Here is a 17,749-nt window from a genome sequence, read left to right as displayed (position 1 = left end):
GTTTAAACTTCGTCGTCAGTTAGCCAGCGCAGGGCGATGATGCGGTATCGACGCCCGTCGTTGGTCGCTCCAATGTCCGGCTCGAAATCTCCGTCGGTGTCTTCGATGGGGTCCACCATTCGTTGCACGACAGCTTCCAGCCAAGCCTGAAATTCGACATCGCCGGTCAGTTGGTTCACGCTGTCTCCGTAGGAACGTATGATGAAGGTGTCGCCGCGCGTGGTCAGGGCAGGCCCAATCATGGATAGTAAATCCCCTTGCGTCACAAAGCCAGGAAGGTGGGACATGAGTTGGCCGAACTCGCCGGCTGGCGTGCCGCTGATGTGCTCCATGTCCAGGTAGTAGTGGAGTGAGGAATCAATGTTGTAGAAATCGCCCGTCGCCTGATAAGCCGTGGGCAATTGAGGCCACAGGCCATAGGCCCGGTCAATGGCGCGGGTGCTTAGTTCGGCGTTGGTCTCTGAGTCTTGCGGGTAATTAACGCCACCGTTGATGCCACTCAAATTAATGGCCCGCTGGAGTGCTCCGTTGATGCCGCTGATGCCGACCATTGGGTCGTAGCTGGTATCGATGTGGCCAAGGAGGTAGTCCTCCCGGCCATTGCCCTTGCTGGTCCTAGCGGACAGCCAGGCATCACCGCCGGATCGGTCAGGCGCGTCCAGACGTCGGTTGACAAAGTCTGACATTGAAAGGAATGGCCCGCGCAGGCGGACTTCGTCAACGATGCGCTCGGCGAGGGTCTGGATCATGGCGTCGTCCAAATAGCGAAAGCCTGCCAAGAGCTGATAATAGTCGCGCAGCGAATCGACTGCGCCGAAGTCATCGCCGTTTGTGCCATCTTCACTGAAGGTGAATGAAATGGGGTCATCCAGTGGCGTGAGCGTTCTGGAAATCGGCACAGTGTCGTCTGGGTTGTATTCGCTTTCGCCCTGAATCTGTAAGTCGCGGAATCCGGACAGTAAGCTCTTCCAGGCTTCGACGGAGGTGCTGTTCACATTCAGTGCGCCAACATTGTAGAGATGAGCGGCGGCGGTGTCGAAATCGCGCAGTTCATCCTCAGATACGTTGGGATCACTGACGCGGTGTCGGCTATTGGGCCAGTCTGGGGTATCGTCGATTGTGAGGCTGCCGGTTTGCGGAATTGTCGATAGGAAGTAATGGTCCCACAGCGAGTCATTGAGCAGGTAGGACATGTCGATCATCATGTTTTCCGAATCATTGGGCACGGTGCGTAGGCCACTGCTGGTACTGGTGTAAATGTGGTGGTTTTCGATGCCGGCCATCAACTCGCGATCCACGTAGGGACTGGCCTCGGCATTCCCGATAGGAAAGGCGGGTTGCCAGAGAAATGGCGACAGGTTGACCTGCTGTAGCTGCCCGAGAGAAACCAGCTCTGAGTCCGGACGCCGCACGAGGCGCATGGGCAGATCGGACGCGCCGGCGACTTCGGTGGATTCGGGGAGGGGAAAGCGATAGCTGATTAAGCTGGAGCCATTGAACACATCGCTCTCGATGTTGTATTCGCTGAGGTTGTCGTCCCAGGGGAGCCCAACGTGAGCAGTATTATTCCAGGTGCGAATAGAGTCGCCCATGCCGTATTTGAATTTACCGAAACCGTCGTCGTTATTCTGTGAGAAGATGCCCCGGTCTTCGTCGACCAAAGGATGCACACTCGGGTAACGGGCGTTCATATTGTGAGTCGCCATGTGGCGGAACGTTTGGTCGACATAACGGTGGTGGTCAAAGGGGTCGGTGTAAATAGTGCCGAACGGAAGCAGGTAAGCCTGGCCAAGAGCAAAGACTGGTGAGTCCATGTCGTTGCTCTTCTTGTTCTTGTTGTCCGTGGTGCTGCCTACATCGTTGCGCAGTGCAGTTTTAGAATCGTGAAGCTTACGCCAGTCGCCGATGTTGTTTGCGAGTCGGTCTACTTTATCGTATTTATTGGGCGAAAGTATCAAGCTGCTGCTACGGCCATTGATGATGTTGGTTTGGGTATACTGGCTTTGCATGTAGCCAAACTTCTCCGCTTCATAGAGTGTCTCGCCGCTGCTTTTACGGAGCTCAATGCCGTAGTGATGCTGCAGACCGTTGAGGCCGGAAATCCACTTCATGTTGTTGCCATTAATCCCAGGAGATTTGACAAATTTAAATACCTCTATGGTGGCGGAGTCAGGCTTATCGTCTAAAAAGAGATTTTCGACATCGATGTAAATCTTACCCTCGCTTTCATTCAAATCAGCTTTTGCGCTTCCCCCATTAACACTGAAAATCAAGTTTTCTCCGGGTTCAAACTTGGCTTTGAAGCGCAAGGTGATGTCAGTGGTGCTGTTGTTGCCGCCCCATGGAGAGAACGTATACATCGGTTGTCCAAAGTAGTAGTTGTCGCTATCATTCTCCAAGCTATCGTCGACTACGTCGCCATCACTACTTAGCAGATAAGTCAGTTCGTGAACAAAATACTTTTCGGTGGCGTCTGGGTCATCTTTGGTGGTTGGTTGACCCAGTGAGTTGTAATACATTACCGCGCCACTTCCGCCGTGTGGGGAATCGATCAATTCGACAGGGGTCGCGACCATGAAGTGCTCGAAAATCATTGGGTATGAAATATCGAGTTCGTAGCTTGTTTCTTCCAGTGGAGCGTCATATGGATTCCAGACTACAATCGTCGGGAGAAAGTGCATGGTTATGTGCGCATCTGCGGCGAGAAAATCATAGGAAAACCCAATGAACATGCGGACGTAGGTCACCACTGGCGCGAAGTCCTCATTGACTTCGATGGCTTGAGTTTCGGTGCCTTCGGTGTCATACCATTCTTTTAACTGTCCCCAGGTCGGGATGTTGGCGTCGGAGCCGGGGAAGCCCGCATTATGGTTTCCCAGGCGCAGGTCGTTGGCGTAGCCGAAAGGATCGGCATCATTTGGGTTGGGAATTGGGTTGTTGTCACTGATATACCCATTGGTAGCTCCCTGTCCTTCTTCAAAATATACGGTGAGGTCCTTCTTCAGGCCGCCGTTGACTGGGTCGGTCAACAGGCTTTTGGAATACGCGGTAAGGTTGTGGAAGTTTTCACGCACCGGATCGACCAGATTGCCATCGGCGTCCATGAGGGAAATTTGGCTGCTTGAGCTGAGCATCTCCAAGCGCGGATCGTTGGGGGAGGGGGCGCCATCTACTTCACTGCCGACAATTTCAAAACCGGTAATATTTTCCCAGCCGACGCGCTGTGGCGTCAGCAGACGATTCCGGTAATCGCGTGAGCTGCGGTTGGTCTCGTCGTAAAACGGATCGCGGACGGCAAAGTTTGCTTTCAAGCTTTCGTCTCCTACCCAATACGCAAAGTTTCCAGACTGTAAACCCTGCGCATCCACGACCTCCTGCTTCAGCACGCGCACGCGTCCGTCGTAGCCACTCGTTGACTCGACGAGGTCCATGGCGCTCCCTTCATCGACGACATACACGAAATTTTCCGAACCATAGAGGCTGTCCAAAGTCGCCTGATCCATATCCGGCGTCAGGTAGCCGTTGGGGTAGACGTCCGCTAAATTGATGTTGAAACGCTCGTTGCCACTGACCAACCATTTGGGCAGTTGGTCACGGTCGGATACACCTTGGTCACGGGTGGAGTCCCAGACGCCGACCCAATGCGGGTTCTTGTTTTCCCACCAGGTTTTTATTGCGGCGTCGTAAGCATCGCGGCCATCGGGAGTGAGCACGGTTGAGTAGCCGAAGCGATTTTCCGCATAGTCTCCATGCAGCTGCAACATGCTCGGCGTCGTCGAGCTGTTGGGAAATACCGTTGTGGCTGGCGCCGTGGCTCGTTGGTCGGGGCCTGTCAACTGCTGCAACTCTCCTAGCGCCACCTGCATGCCGTAGAGCGCATTCATCCGCGCAATGTCTTCGTTTTTGCGGTGAGTGCTACTTGATAGTTCCACTTGAACCATCGTGGAGACACTAACTGTTAGCAGCACCATCAGCGCCATCAAACTCAAGGCAATGATGAGGGCGAAACCAGGCGAAGCGTTCGGAAAAGTCCGATTTTCTTTCTGAGACATGTATGGGGTGGGGGTGGGTATGACTCTCATTTAAGATCACATAAGTGATTAAGTCGAGAAAATTCATATCTTACGCTTGATTAGATATTTTACCAGACAGTTTATGCTCGCAATTTAGATCAATCGATTAATGACGGATTCGTAGCATGATATCGCGGATTAGTGTATGCTGCTGAATCCGCCGAAACGGTTCCCAATATCAAGTTTGATCTGCTGTGGAACGCCTACTTGACGAGTTCTGTAAACCAGTTGGCGACGGCCTTGGTCGCCAATTGCATGTGTGCAGGGGAGGTGAAACTGTGATCGGCGCCGTCCATGAGGACGGCCTTTACAGCGTTGCCTTTCAGGATGACCACCGATTCTGTGTCACGAGGAAGCACGACGTCGTCCGCAGTTCCATGCAAAAGCAGCCAGGGAATGGTGATTGCCTTGGCTTGCGGGAGCACGCTGCCGACGGTCTCGCACAAGTCGTCCATAAAAGCCTTCGAAAGTGGGCAAGCTGGGTCATCCCACATGAGGCCTTCGTCGGGCGTTACATCGCGGAATTCCGTTTGGGCAAAGGTGCGGGCGTCGACCATGCCAGCCAACGACACGAGCGCCTCAATACGTTCATCGCGGGCTGTCTCGATTACGCCCACGGCGCAACCCATGCTGTGCCCGACGTAGCCAATGTGGGCATACTCCTGTGAGACGACATCGATGACTGATTGTAAATCAGCGGCCGCCTTGGAGATGGTGGCCTCGCGGAAATCGCCCTCTGAATTTCCATTGCCCGAAAAAGTGATCGCCAAAGTCGCAAAACCAGCCTCGTTGAGCGCTTGAGCAGTGGCGGTGATGACTGGGCGGTCTTTGTTGCCGGTAACGCCGTGCCCCAACACGATCAGCCAGTCGGGCTTGATCTCCCCCTGGCCAGGCTGAAATGTATAGTCGAGGGTTTCGCCACTGGCGTTTTTTAATGCGAATTCCATCGCTCTAGCCAAGGCTACGTCCTTGGAAAGTCAACTCCGCGATGCCGGATTTATCCAGCTCTCCCAGCCCCAATTCAATCATCTTCTGGTACTGATTGAGGGTGGCTTGGGCCAATGGCGCAGTGATGCCTTGGGCCTCGGCCAGCGCGAGCGCGATTCCGGAGTCCTTCGCGGCATGTGCAGCGGAGAAGAAGCAATCGTGGTCGCGGTCGATCATGTCGGCAGCGTCGGTCTCCAATACACGGGAATTGGCGCCGGTTTGACTGAAAATGTCGCACAGCATTTTTAGATCGAGACCCAGCGCTTGCCCAATGCCCAATCCTTCAGCCAAAGCCGCAGTGTTGATATTCATGACCATATTGACGAGCGCCTTGACCTCGGATGCTTTACCCACTGGGCCAACCAGGTGCAGCGCTTTGCTCAAGTCATCCAAGAGTGGTTTTACGGCGTTGAACACGGATTCCTTGCCACCAATCATCAGGAAGAGCTCTCCATTGCGCGCCTGTGGGATCGATGACGCCATACATGCTTCGAGGCAATCGGCGCCAATGTGTTCAGCGGCGGCGGCCAGCTTCTCCTGAATGGCAGGGGTCAGGGTGGCGCAATTGATGAACAACTTGCCTTTAGCGTTGGTGAAAAGGTTATCTTCACCGTAGAAAATGGAGTCCATCGCTGCATCATTGGTCACGACAGTTAAGATGATGTCGGAGCCAGCGGTTACGTCCGCGAGAGTTGCAGCCGCGTTGGCGCCGACTTCATTTGCCAGTGCACGACTTGTCTCAGCATTGATGTCGTAAACTTCTGCTACGTCGTAGCCTTTATCGTTGAGGCAACGAGCCATGTTGCCGCCCATGCGACCAAGGCCGACGATTCCAATTTTCTTATCCTTCATACGTCAAAATTTGAGTTGGGGTTACGCTGTTTTGAATTCAGGATTCCACCTTACGCAACTCGCGCCGGAGCACAACTGCGTCTTCTCAAAAATTCGACGTTTTTACATCAACGCTTTCGGGCGCCGCATAATTGATAGAATAATGTGTGAAATAAAATGATTCCAAGAATTTGAGGCGAAGGACTACGAGCGGCGCTCAGCCACGGTAATGATCCAGACAGATGCTGTATTTCTGAACGCGTAGACCGATCTTGCGCTCGGTCAGGCCCAGGCGTCGCGCAGCTTCGGCCATGTTACTGCCGGTTTCCTTCAGGGCGTCGACGATCAACTCGCGCTCTAATGCTTGGACGGACTCCTCAAGCGTGGCGACAGCGGCGCTCTCCTTGGCGTCTTTCTTATAGAGAGTGGGCGGCAAGTGATGGGCTTTGACGGATTGCCCCTTTGCGAGAATGACGGCGCGCTCGATGCAGTTCTCCAACTCGCGGACATTTCCGGGCCAGTGATAGCTCATGAGCAAATCTATAGCGGCGGAGGAAATACGGGCTGGCTTGGAGCCCATTTGACGTGAATACTTTTCAATGAAGTGATCGCAAAGCAGGAGAATGTCGCACTTACGGCTGCGCAGTGGCGGCATGTAAACCGGGAACACATTTAAGCGGTAATACAAGTCCTCGCGGAACGTGCCGTCGGCAATCATCTGCTCAAGGTTGCGACTGGTCGCGGCGATGACGCGTACGTCGGTGTGAATGGTCTCCTGGCTACCCACGCGCTCGAATTCCTTTTCTTGCAAAACGCGGAGGAGCTTGACTTGAGTGGTTGGCGAGATGTCACCAATTTCGTCGAGGAAGATCGTGCCGCCGTGGGCGGTTTCGAAGCGCCCCTTGCGCATGGCGAGTGCGCCGGTGAAGGCGCCTTTCTCGTGGCCAAACAATTCGCTTTCTATAATAGAGTCGGGTAGGGCGGCGCAGTTAAACTTCACAAACGGCCGCTTGCTGCGCGGGCTCTTTTCGTGGAGCGCCTTGGCGACGAGCTCCTTACCAGTGCCGCTTTCGCCACGGATTAAAACCGTGGTCACGCTGGTGGCGACTTGCTCGATATGAAAATAAACGCCACGCATTTCGGCGGAATTTCCAATCATGCCCGTGGGGCGGAAGTTGTTGGCGATCTCTGCTTGGAGGCGGTCGTTCTCTGCGCGCAGACTTTGGATCTGTTCGGCGGCGTCTTGGCGTAAGCGCGCGGCTTGTGCAATGATCGAGCTGATCATCGACAGCAAACGCAGATCAGCCTCAAAGCCGTAGTTGCGGTTGCGACGGCGCTCGATGCTGAGCGTGCCAATGACGTCGTCTTCAAATTTAAGGGGCACGCAAATGAGTCCGACGCCTTCAGTTAGGTTCAGCTTTTCAAGGATCGCGTGGGCAGCGCCATTGTTAATGGCCCAGCGCGTGATGTCGGCGACGACTACCGGTTCTTTGGTTGCCACGACTTTCTCTAACTGGCTGCTAGTGAACTCCAGATACTCATCGGGCTTCACTTCACGGGGAATACCTATAGCCTCGGAAAGCACAAATTCGCCAGTATCGCGGTTGATGACCGCAATCGTGCCGCGCTCCAGACCCATGAAGTCCTGCATGCGCTTGAGGACGGGCTTGACGATGTCGGTTAAGTCGAAACTTTTTTCGAGGGTTTGGCTGATTGCGAAGAGGAGGCTCAGCTCCTGGATCGAGCGACAGCTAATCCCCGTGGAATGGTTGAGCATTTCCAAGGTTGGCCCTTCGCGGGACAAGGCGCATCCGGATTCGTGGCAGTCTACTTCTACTGTATCTGTCATTTCCGTCATTACATAGCTTATAGGGCGCCGAGACATGCAGGATACTTAATGTATAAGAGAGTTTAACGGCTCGTTTAAGTAGATGAAGTGCTTGTTCGGGGGATACACTTCAGAGGGTATGAATCAAATTTATAGCATTCGGTTTTCTACTGAAGTTTGACCCTCAAAAAACGAATTTTAATGACGTTAGGGCTCCTACATTTACGTAGGATTCGGGCCTACGCATAACGTAAATGTCGGAAAATTGGCTCGGATTTTGGCGACCTAGAAATCGTTAAATTTAGAAAATAAATTTTTATCCATTTGTTCTACAGTAGTTTGCGCAACCGTAAAGATGGGTTGGCATGCGGCGTGTTATTTGACTCGGCGTTCAACCAATTCATTAACGCCAAATCACAGGAGAACAATATCATGGTAACATCACTCGAAACCGAAACGGAAACGAAGACAAAAAAGATCATGCGCAAGGTGGCCATTTATGGCAAGGGCGGCATCGGCAAGTCCACCACCACGCAAAACACGGTCGCCGCTCTCGCGGAGATGGGCAAAAAAGTCATGGTGGTCGGATGTGACCCCAAGGCTGACTCGACTCGCCTCCTGCTCGGCGGCCTCGCACAACGCTCGGTGCTCGACACTCTTCGCGAAGAAGGTGAAGACGTCGAACTCGAAGACATCCGCAGCGGTGGTTTCTGCAACAGCCTTTGTGTAGAATCCGGTGGCCCGGAGCCGGGCGTTGGTTGCGCCGGTCGCGGTATCATCACTTCCATCAACATGCTCGAGCAGCTCGGCGCATATGAAGAAGAAAACGAACTCGACTACGTTTTTTACGACGTTCTTGGTGACGTTGTTTGCGGTGGTTTCGCCATGCCGATTCGCGAAGGTAAGGCCGAAGAAATCTACATCGTTTGCTCCGGCGAAATGATGGCGATGTATGCAGCCAACAATATCTGCAAGGGCATCCTTAAGTTCGCTGAAACCGGTGTCGTCCGCCTCGGTGGTCTGATCTGCAACAGCCGTAACTGCGACCGCGAATCCGAAATGATCCAGGAATTCGCCAAGCGCCTCGGCACCCAGATGATCCACTTCGTGCCCCGCGACAACGACGTGCAGCGTGCGGAAATTAACCGCAAGACCGTCATCGACTGGAATCCGGAGTGCAACCAAGCCAACGAATACCGCACTCTGGCCAAGAACATCGACGCCAATGAGCTGAAGGTCATTCCTTCTCCGCTCTCCATCGACGAGCTCGAGCAGCTCCTCATGGACTATGGCCTGTTCCAGTAATTCAGAATTATGAATGCAGAATTATGAAAATACTACATCAGGTCTTTTTTTCATAATTCATACTTCATAACTCATAATTCAAAATTCAAAAAAAAGGTAATTTCAATGTCCGAAGAAGCGACAAATGACTCCCCGATGGGACCATACGGTCCCACCGCAGCGGAGGCCCGCGAAGAGATGCTGAAGGCTTATCCCAAGAAGACTCAGCGCAAACGCGGCAAGCAAATGCTCGTCAACGAGACCCCCGGCACGCCGGCGGAAATCGGAGCAAACAGCCGGACCGTACCTGGCATTATCACCCAACGCGGCTGCTCCTATGCTGGCTGTAAGGGTGTGGTCATCGGGCCGATCTACGACGTCCTCCACATCACTCACGGCCCGATCGGCTGTGGCTGGTATAGCTGGCTCTCACGTCGTAACATGAACAAGATCCGCAAGCCGGGTGAAACCAACTTCCTCCAATACAGCATGTCCACCGACATGCAGGAAGACCACATCGTCTTCGGTGGGGAAAAGCAGCTCGAAGCCGCGATCCAGGAAGCCTACGACGAGTTCAAGCCCAAGGCGATCAGCGTTTACGCCACTTGCCCGGTTGGTCTGATCGGTGACGACATCCACTCGGTCTGCCGCAAGATGAAGGAAAAGCTCGGCATCAACATCTTTGGCTTCTCTTGCGAAGGTTATAAGGGTGTGTCCCAGTCTGCTGGTCACCACATCGCCAACAACGGTGTGTTCAAGCACATGATCGGCGTCGACGACACCCCAGTCGATCACAAGTATAAGATCAACATCCTCGGTGAATACAACATCGGTGGTGACGCCTGGGAAATCGACCGTGTCTTCGCCCTCTGCGGCATCAAGATCATCGGCACCCTCTCCGGCGGCGTCAGCTACGATGACATCACGAACTGCCACATGGCCGACCTCAACGTCGTTATGTGCCACCGCTCGATCAACTACATGGCCGAGATGATGGAAGAAAAGTTCGGCATCCCGTGGTTCAAGGTGAACTTCATCGGCCTCGAAGGCACGAAGAAGTCCCTGCGCAAGATCGCTCAATACTTCGGTGAGAAAGAACTGATCGACCGCGTCGAAGAAGTCATCGCTGCGGAAATGGCCGAGGTTCGCCCAGTCGTGGAAGACGTGAAGACCCGTACCACTGGCAAGACCGCAGCCCTCTTCGTGGGTGGCAGCCGTGCTCACCACTACCAGGACCTCTTCGAGGACATGGGCATGAAGGTGATCGCCGCTGGTTACGAGTTCGCTCACCGCGACGACTACGAAGGCCGCGACGTGCTGCCGAACATCAAGATCGACGCCGACAGCCGCAACATCGAAGAGCTCACCATCACCGCCGACGAAACTCGCTTCGACGCCGCCAAGCCGGTCAAGAAGAAGTCCCTCGAAGAGAGCGGTTTCGAGTTCAGCGACTACGAAGGCATGATGCGCCAGATGGCCAAGGATACGCTCGTGATCGACGACATTTCGCACTACGAAATGGAAAAGCTCATCGAGCTCTACAAGCCCGACGTCATCGGCTCCGGCATTAAGGACAAATACATCGTCGAAAAGATGGGCGTGCCTTGTAAGCAGCTTCACTCCTACGACTACGGTGGTCCATACGCTGGTTTCAAGGGTGCGGTTAACTTCTTCAAGGACATCGACCGCATGACCTCGAACAAGATCTGGAAGTTGGCCACTCCGCCGTGGCGCAACACTGGTGAGGAAACTGCCGAAAAGGCTGAAGTCGTCACCGCCTAATGGGAATGAGGAATGACGAAAACAGAATGAAGAATTCATCATCATTCGGACTTCTTAATTCCTCATTTTAATCAAAACAAAGAGTAGAACATTCAATAAGCATTTCCCATGTTAGAAGGAACTACGGCAGAAATTCGGGAGCGCAAAGCACTGCGCGTCAACCCGGCCAAGACCTGTCAGCCCATTGGCGCAATGTATGCATCCCTGGGCGTCAACAAGTGCATGCCGCACTCTCACGGGTCTCAAGGCTGCTGCGCATATCACCGCAGCCACCTGACCCGCCACCACAAAGAACCTGTAGTGGCCACCACCAGCTCGTTCACAGAAGGCGCCTCCGTTTTCGGTGGCCTCGCCAACCTGAAGACCGCGCTGAACAATATCTTCAGCATCTACGATCCTGAAGTGGTGTCCGTCCACACGACCTGCCTCTCTGAGGTTATCGGCGACGACATCCCGATGATCATTAAGAAGTCGATCGAAGACGGCATCATCCCGGAAGGTAAGACGGTTATCCACGCGAACACTCCTAGCTTTGTCGGCAGCCACGTGACTGGTTTCGCTAACCAGTGCAAGGCCTTCGTCGATTACTTCGCGGAGTCCACTGGCGAAACCAAAAATGTAGTCAACATCTTCCCCGGCTGGGTTGAACCCGCAGACATGCGCGAACTCAAGCGCCTGGCTGACGGTGTGGGTGTGGAATACATCATGGCTCCGGATACTTCCGACGTGCTCGACAGTCCGCTCGATGGTGAATATCATATGTATCCTGATGGCGGCGTAACGGTTGCCGAGCTGAAGGCGACCGGTGACAGCTTCCTCAGCTTGGGCCTCGGCCCGTTGGCCAGCACCTCCGCTGTGGAGTCGCTCGAAAAGAAGTGCAAAGTGCCCAGCAAGGTGCTCGAGCTTCCGATCGGCGTGCAAACCACCGATGCATTCATCGACGCCCTGCGTCTCGCCGGCGACACCTCCGTCCCGTCCGAGATCGAAAAGGAACGCGGCCGCCTGGTCGACATGATGAGCGACATGAGCCAATACACGCACGGCAAGAAGGTAGCGATCTTCGGCGACCCGGATCACCTGGTCAGCATGGTTAGCTTCCTCGTCGAGCTCGGCATGGTTCCGGCCATCGTCGTCACCGGCACCCCCGGTAAAAAGTGGGAAAAGAAGATGAAGGAAATCATCGATCCGGTCAACGAAGACTGCGTGATCAAGGCCTTCAGCGACATCCACTACCTCCACCAGTGGATCAAGGCCAATCCGGTCGACCTGCTCATGGGTAACACCTACGGCAAGTTCGTCGCCAAAACGGAAGATGTTCCCTTCGTCCGCTTCGGCTTCCCGATCATGGACCGCGTCGGCCACCGCGCCTTCCCCACCGTTGGTTACCAAGGCGGCATGCGCATCCTCGAGAAGATCACGGATGCCTTCTTCGACAAGCGCGACCGCGAAGATCCGGACCACGAAATTGAATTAGTCCTGTAGTTAGTAAGCAAGAATACAGCCAAAGGGGTGCGGACCGTTGACGGGATTCGGCGTCCGCACCCCGTTACCCCAACCCTTTTTTCTTAAATATATCGCAGCAAAGTAAACACACCATCAACGAACGATTCTATGAACCCAACGATTAAAAAAGCGCTCAACGACCAGGCCAACCACGAGCTGTTTGCCGCGCAGTCTTACTTTGCGATGGCCCTCTGGTGCCAGGACAAGGACTACGCTGGTTACGCTGAGTTTTTCTTCAAGCAAGCCGAAGAAGAGCGCGAACACGCCGAGAAGTTTTTCGGACATTTGGCCGACCGCGGCGTCTTGCCCGAAGTGTCCGCCATGGAAGCGCCTAAGGCAGACTTCAGCAAGCTGCTCGATGTCGCCCAGCACGCCGAAACCCTCGAGCGCTACAACACTGAAGCGATCCATCGTTGCTACGAAATCTCGCTCGAAGTGAAAGATTACTACGTCCAGCCCCTCCTGCTCAAGTTCATCGAAGAGCAAGTCGAAGAAGAAGCCTGGACGGGTAGCATGGTTACCCTAACGCGTCGCGCCGAATGCTCCGGTGCCTCTTACAACCTGGACCGCCACATTGTGAAAACCCTGACGGGCAATGAAGCTCCGCTCACGGTGGAATGAGGAATGCCGAAACGAGAATGAGGAATGAGGAGACGGTTACACGAGAATTCTACAATCCCTCATTCTTCACTCCTCACTGTTACGAATAATCGCCGAAAAGATAAGATTCAACTCATGAGCCTCTTTCCACAGAACCAAGGAATCATCCCGCTTTTCCGGGCAGGCTTTTGCGATCATTCGAAGCCAGTGCTTGGTCTCTCGGGCCTCCTTTCGGCAATACGAGATTTTCTGACGGAACTCTTTCTTGGTGTGGGCATCGTCCGCTTCGCAGTAATTGGCTCCGACACTGCATCCAGAGCGAACTACCTGGCCAATCAACGGCTTCGTAATCGGGTCTACTGTCAGACTTCTCGTGAAACCTATCACTGCCTCACCAAACTTGGCTGTCCGCTCCTCAAGGTCAAATCTAGGTTTATCACTCACTCGCACAATCAATTGTTATTCCCGATCCAGATCAACCTATTTCCCTCATTCTGATTTCCTAATTCCTCATTTTTTTGCCATCATGGACTCCGCAACCACACCTGATGCTATCCACGTTCTCGACGACCGGACTGACCAAGTCTGGACCAAAGGTTCAGGCAAGGCATTTAAATGCGACACTAAAAGTACGGCCGGTTCCGTCACGCAACGCGCTTGCGCGTTCTGTGGATCTCGTGTGGTCTTGTATCCCATCGCCGACGCCCTGCACATCGTTCACGGGCCCATCGGCTGCGCCGTTTACAACTGGGATATCCGCGGCGCCCTTTCCTCTGGCCCCCAGTTGCACCGCAACAGCTTTTCGACCGACTTGGCCGAAAAGGAAGTGGTGTTCGGCGGGGAACAGAAGCTCGAAAAATCCCTGCTCGAGCTGATTGAGTTCTATAAGCCCAAAGCGGCTTTCGTGTATTCCACCTGCATCGTCGGCCTGATCGGCGACGATGTAGAACGCATTTGCAAGAGTGTGTCCCGCAAGTCCGGCATCGACGTGATCCCCGTCGATTCGCCGGGCTTCAAGGGGACAAAGAAGAGCGGTTACCAAGCCGCCTGCGAAGCAGCGTTCCGCCTCGTCGGCACGGGTGACACGTCCGACATCAAGCCCTACAGCATCAACCTGCTCGGTGAGTTCAACATCGCCGGTGAAGCATGGATGATCAAAGAATATTTTGAGCGGATTGGCATTCAGGTAGTTGCCACGATCACCGGCGATGGTCGCGTAGATGACCTTCGCCGGTGTCACGGCGCTTCGCTCAACCTGGTGCAGTGCTCCGGGTCGATGACCCACCTGTCCAAGCTGCTCAAGCAGCACTACAACATACCATCCGAGCGCGTTTCATTCTTCGGATTCGAAGACACCGCACGCGCCATTTACACCGCCGCCGAACACTTCGGTGACCCAGCGCTGATGGAGCGCGCGCAAGAGCTGGTCCGCACCGAGATCGCGAAATACGCGCCGCAGCTCAAGCAATACAAGAAGCAGCTCAAGGGGAAGAAAGCCGCGCTCTACGTTGGCGGCGCCTTCAAGGCCTTCTCGCTGGTGCTTGCACTACGCGCGCTGGGGATGAAGACGGTTCTCGCCGGCACGCAAACGGGCAGCGCCGAAGACTACGAGCAGCTCAAAGAAATCTGCGATCCCGGCACGGTGATCGTCGATGACTCCAACCCGCTGGAGCTCGCGAAGTTCGTCCTCGAAAAGGATGTGGACCTCTTTATCGGCGGCGTCAAAGAGCGCCCCATCGCCTTCAAGCTAGGCGTCGCCTTCTGCGACCACAACCACGAGCGCAAGATCCCGCTCGCCGGTTTCGAAGGCATGCTGCACTTCGCGGACGAAGTCGCCCGCAGCGCTTGCAGCCCGGTCTGGCAATTCGCCCCGCGCCGCGCGCAGGTTAAAAAACTATTGGACTCTGCATCGCAGAGTGACTTTGCAACAGAAAGCACAACTACGGAAGGAGGCAAGGCATGAGCTGCAACTGCAAACAAGGCAATCCGGACACGATGACAGCCGACGGCGATTCGCCGGAAGCAGCACTGCCCGCCGCCGCCACCCGTAACGCGTGCAAACTTTGCAGCCCTCTGGGAGCCGCGATGGTTTTTAAGGGCATTCGTGGTTGCTTGCCGTTCCTGCACGGCTCCCAGGGCTGCGCCACTTATATTCGTCGTTACATGATCAGCCACTTCCGCGAGCCGGTGGACATCGCGTCCTCCAGCTTCTCGGAAGACGATGCGATCTTTGGCGGCGAAAAGAATTTTACTGCCGGCGTCGAGAATGTAATTCGTCAGTATCAGCCAGAAATGATCGGCGTCGGCACCACTTGTTTGTCCGAGACCATCGGCGACAACATGCTCGGCATGATTAAGAAATACCAGGACACGCATGCCGGTAAAGGCCCGCCCCTGGTGCACGTTTCCACGCCGTCCTACACCGGCACGCATAGCGATGGCTACTACGCGGCGATCAAGGCCGTGCTGCAGCACTTTGTGAAGCCGCTGCGGGTGACGATGCCGCGCCTGGTCAACGTGCTGCCGGCCATGATGTCCTGCGAAGACCTCCGGTACCTGCGTGAAGTCTGCGCCATGTATGAGCTCGACGCCACCATTTTGCCCGACTACAGCACCACGCTGGAAGGCGGAAGCTGGGAGATGTATCACCGCATTTCGCCCGGCGGCGTGACCATCAACGACATTGAGGAAATGGGCGCTGCAACCGCCACCCTCGAGATCGGCCACACGCAAGCCAACAACAAGGATAGCGCTGGCCACTGGATGGAAAAAGAGCGCGGCGTGCGTCTCGACTCCGTGGGCTGGCCAATCGGCATTTGCCTGAGCGATGAGTTCTTCGCGGCCATGTCTTTGATCGCCAACCGTCCGATGCCCGACCAAATCGCGCTCGATCGCGGCCGCTTAGTCGACGCTTACATCGACGCGCACAAATACGTCGCCGGTAAGAAGGTCGCGATCTACGGAGAGCCCGATCTGGTCATCGGCCTGGCGTCCTTCCTCAGCGAGATCGGCATGCGCCCGGTCATCTGCGCGACCGGCGCGAAAGTCAAAGGCTGGCGCGAACTGGTCACACAGGAAATTCAAGGCGGCTGCAACGACGTCGAAACGATCCACGGCGCTGACCACGCTAAAATTTCTGAACGCGCCCGCGAACTGAAGCCCGACCTGCTCGTTGGCTCCAGCAAGGGCTACCCTCTGGCGCGTGAACTTAAAATTCCGCTCATGCGCATCGGCTTCCCGATCCACGACCGCTTCGGCGGCCAGCGTATCTTGAGCGTGGGTTACCGCGGCGCGCTGGAGCTTTTCGACATGGTCGTCAACGCGCTGATGGAAAGCAAACAGGAGAATTCAGAAACCGGATACAGCTACCTATAACAATGACGAATGACGAAGCGCGAATGATGAATGCAACGAGTTTAGAACAGCTTCAAACCTGCGGTCCCCGTTCCTCATTCGGACTTCTTAATTCGTCATTAAAATAACAACACCAAACATTTTCACCACATGAACACTGTTAGCACCAAGTCGCCGAGCCCCTCCGAAATTAACCTCGACAACCACCCGTGCTTTAACAAGGACGCGTGTTCCAGCTACGGCCGCATTCACTTGCCGGTCGCGCCGAAGTGCAACATCCAGTGCAACTACTGCAACCGCGATTTTGACTGCGTCAACGAAAGCCGCCCGGGCGTCACCTCCAGCGTGCTTTCACCAGGTCAGGCGCTGACCTACCTCGGTAAGGTTATGGATTCGCGTGACGACATTGCGGTGGTCGGCATCGCCGGACCGGGTGACCCATTTGCCAACCCCGAGGCGACGATGGAAACCTTCCGCCTCGTCCGCAAGAATTACCCGAAGATGATCCTTTGTCTGTCCACCAACGGACTGGGCCTGACCGAAGATTACGTGAAGGAACTTGCCGAGCTGCAAGTTAGCCACGTGACGATCACCATGAACGGCACCGACCCGGAAATCGCGGGCAAGGTCTACGCCTGGGCGCGCCACAACAAGCGCATCTATCGCAACCGCGAAGCCGGCGAACTGATGATCGAAAAGCAGTTGCAGGCCATCAAGTGGATCAAGCAGTACGGCATGATCGCCAAGGTCAATTCCATCATCGTGCCCACGGTCAACGAAGCGCACATCCCGGAAATTGCGAAGACCGTTTCTGACCTTGGCGCGGACATCATGAACTGCATTCCGCTGCTGCCGACCGCAGACACCGCTTTCGAACACCTGCCCGAGCCCGACGCCAAGATGCGCTTCGCGCTCCGCGTTAAGTGTGGCGAGCACATGAACCAAATGACTCACTGCGCACGCTGCCGCGCCGATGCCGTGGGTCGCCTGGGTCAGCAAAACACCGAAGAGATTCAAGACCTGATCCGCAGCTGCGCCCGCCTGCCGCTCAACCCGCATGAGTCGCGCCCCTACGTGGCGGTGGCCACCCGCGAGGGCATGCTGGTCAATCAGCACCTCGGCGAAGCGCGCCAGTTCACGCTGTTCGCGATCGATCCGGAAGACGAAGAAGAGTTCATCACGGTGGATACCCGCATGGCGCCGGCACCCGGTGGCCGTGATGACCGCTGGGCCAGCCTCGGCGAAACGCTCAAGGATTGCCGTGCAGTGCTCGTTAGCGCTGCTGGCTCCACACCGAAGCAGTCGCTGAGCGACACCGGCATCCAGGTCATCGAAATGGAAGGCATGATCGAAGCCGGCCTGATGCACCTCTTCCATGGCGCCGAACTTCCGCCGAGCCTCAAGCGCAGCTTCCAAGGTTGCGGCATGGGCATCACCTGCGGCGGCGACGGCACCGGCTGCGGCTAGAGAAATTATGAATTACGAATTCAGAATGATGAAAGCCAAC

General features: G+C 55.2%; 12 protein-coding genes. 7 read left to right on the top strand and 5 right to left on the bottom strand.

Features of this window, described 5'->3' with window-relative positions; genetic code table 11:
- Positions 1–2: 2 nt before the first annotated feature.
- The 4 genes from RBB63_RS11920 to RBB63_RS11905 all read right to left on the bottom strand — a co-directional run bounded on the left by RBB63_RS11920 (position 3) and on the right by RBB63_RS11905 (position 7,740).
- On the bottom strand, positions 3–4,052 hold the full coding sequence (locus tag RBB63_RS11920) for a hypothetical protein (RefSeq protein WP_309384471.1): 4,050 nt from the start codon (positions 4,050–4,052) through the stop codon (positions 3–5).
- Between the two features lie 224 nt (positions 4,053–4,276).
- Positions 4,277–5,020 (bottom strand): alpha/beta hydrolase family protein, encoded by a 744-nt coding sequence (locus RBB63_RS11915; RefSeq protein ID WP_309384469.1) that lies wholly within the window; start codon positions 5,018–5,020, stop codon positions 4,277–4,279.
- Between the two features lie 4 nt (positions 5,021–5,024).
- Positions 5,025–5,912 carry an NAD(P)-dependent oxidoreductase gene (locus RBB63_RS11910; protein WP_309384467.1) on the bottom strand — a complete coding sequence of 296 codons (888 nt, stop codon included), beginning with the start codon at positions 5,910–5,912 and terminating at the stop codon, positions 5,025–5,027.
- A gap of 196 nt (positions 5,913–6,108) precedes the next feature.
- Positions 6,109–7,740 (bottom strand): sigma-54 interaction domain-containing protein, encoded by a 1,632-nt coding sequence (locus tag RBB63_RS11905; protein ID WP_309384465.1) that lies wholly within the window; start codon positions 7,738–7,740, stop codon positions 6,109–6,111.
- Between the two features lie 459 nt (positions 7,741–8,199).
- Here RBB63_RS11905 and nifH point away from each other — a divergent pair, with 459 nt between their 5' ends.
- The 4 genes from nifH to RBB63_RS11885 all read left to right on the top strand — a co-directional run bounded on the left by nifH (position 8,200) and on the right by RBB63_RS11885 (position 12,909).
- On the top strand, positions 8,200–9,024 hold the full coding sequence (gene nifH / locus RBB63_RS11900) for a nitrogenase iron protein (RefSeq protein WP_343219129.1): 825 nt from the start codon (positions 8,200–8,202) through the stop codon (positions 9,022–9,024).
- A 105-nt stretch (positions 9,025–9,129) separates the two neighbouring features.
- A complete protein-coding gene (gene nifD / locus RBB63_RS11895; protein ID WP_309384461.1) occupies positions 9,130–10,785 on the top strand; it encodes a nitrogenase molybdenum-iron protein alpha chain in 1,656 nt (551 codons plus the stop codon).
- 108 nt (positions 10,786–10,893) lie between these two features.
- A complete protein-coding gene (nifK, locus tag RBB63_RS11890; protein ID WP_309384459.1) occupies positions 10,894–12,267 on the top strand; it encodes a nitrogenase molybdenum-iron protein subunit beta in 1,374 nt (457 codons plus the stop codon).
- Positions 12,268–12,396: 129 nt separating this feature from the next.
- Positions 12,397–12,909, top strand: a complete 513-nt coding sequence (locus RBB63_RS11885; RefSeq protein ID WP_309384457.1) for a ferritin — start codon at positions 12,397–12,399, stop codon at positions 12,907–12,909.
- A 66-nt stretch (positions 12,910–12,975) separates the two neighbouring features.
- Here RBB63_RS11885 and RBB63_RS11880 read toward each other — a convergent pair whose 3' ends face one another.
- Positions 12,976–13,332 carry a four helix bundle protein gene (locus RBB63_RS11880; protein ID WP_309384455.1) on the bottom strand — a complete coding sequence of 119 codons (357 nt, stop codon included), beginning with the start codon at positions 13,330–13,332 and terminating at the stop codon, positions 12,976–12,978.
- Between the two features lie 82 nt (positions 13,333–13,414).
- Here RBB63_RS11880 and nifE point away from each other — a divergent pair, with 82 nt between their 5' ends.
- The 3 genes from nifE (at position 13,415) to RBB63_RS11865 (ending at position 17,709) form a co-directional block, all read left to right on the top strand.
- Positions 13,415–14,851: a nitrogenase iron-molybdenum cofactor biosynthesis protein NifE gene (nifE, locus tag RBB63_RS11875; protein WP_309384453.1), complete on the top strand. Its 1,437-nt coding sequence runs from the start codon at positions 13,415–13,417 to the stop codon at positions 14,849–14,851.
- The gene (locus tag RBB63_RS11870; RefSeq protein WP_309384451.1) at positions 14,848–16,263 is read left to right on the top strand and encodes a nitrogenase component 1; all 1,416 of its coding nucleotides are present in this window, start codon (positions 14,848–14,850) and stop codon (positions 16,261–16,263) included. The genes nifE and RBB63_RS11870 overlap by 4 nt, the downstream gene beginning before the upstream one ends.
- 129 nt (positions 16,264–16,392) lie before the next feature.
- Positions 16,393–17,709 carry a radical SAM protein gene (locus RBB63_RS11865; protein WP_309384449.1) on the top strand — a complete coding sequence of 439 codons (1,317 nt, stop codon included), beginning with the start codon at positions 16,393–16,395 and terminating at the stop codon, positions 17,707–17,709.
- The last annotated feature ends 40 nt before the right edge of the window (positions 17,710–17,749 follow it).

This window comes from Cerasicoccus frondis (genome assembly GCA_031296915.1).
In the GTDB taxonomy this organism is placed as follows: Bacteria; Verrucomicrobiota; Verrucomicrobiia; order Opitutales; family Cerasicoccaceae; genus Cerasicoccus; species Cerasicoccus frondis.
Note: the sequence above shows the minus strand (reverse complement) of the source record. Positions and strands in the feature narration are given on the sequence as shown.

Coding starts and splice junctions, on each gene's coding strand:
- RBB63_RS11920 (WP_309384471.1), bottom strand. CDS start 4,052: ATGTCTCAGAAAGAAAATCGGACTTTTCCGAACGCTTCGCCTGGTTTC.
- RBB63_RS11885 (WP_309384457.1), top strand. CDS start 12,397: ATGAACCCAACGATTAAAAAAGCGCTCAACGACCAGGCCAACCACGAG.
- RBB63_RS11915 (WP_309384469.1), bottom strand. CDS start 5,020: ATGGAATTCGCATTAAAAAACGCCAGTGGCGAAACCCTCGACTATACA.
- nifH (WP_343219129.1), top strand. CDS start 8,200: ATGCGCAAGGTGGCCATTTATGGCAAGGGCGGCATCGGCAAGTCCACC.
- RBB63_RS11870 (WP_309384451.1), top strand. CDS start 14,848: ATGAGCTGCAACTGCAAACAAGGCAATCCGGACACGATGACAGCCGAC.
- RBB63_RS11910 (WP_309384467.1), bottom strand. CDS start 5,912: ATGAAGGATAAGAAAATTGGAATCGTCGGCCTTGGTCGCATGGGCGGC.
- nifK (WP_309384459.1), top strand. CDS start 10,894: ATGTTAGAAGGAACTACGGCAGAAATTCGGGAGCGCAAAGCACTGCGC.
- RBB63_RS11905 (WP_309384465.1), bottom strand. CDS start 7,740: ATGACAGATACAGTAGAAGTAGACTGCCACGAATCCGGATGCGCCTTG.
- nifD (WP_309384461.1), top strand. CDS start 9,130: ATGTCCGAAGAAGCGACAAATGACTCCCCGATGGGACCATACGGTCCC.
- nifE (WP_309384453.1), top strand. CDS start 13,415: ATGGACTCCGCAACCACACCTGATGCTATCCACGTTCTCGACGACCGG.
- RBB63_RS11865 (WP_309384449.1), top strand. CDS start 16,393: ATGAACACTGTTAGCACCAAGTCGCCGAGCCCCTCCGAAATTAACCTC.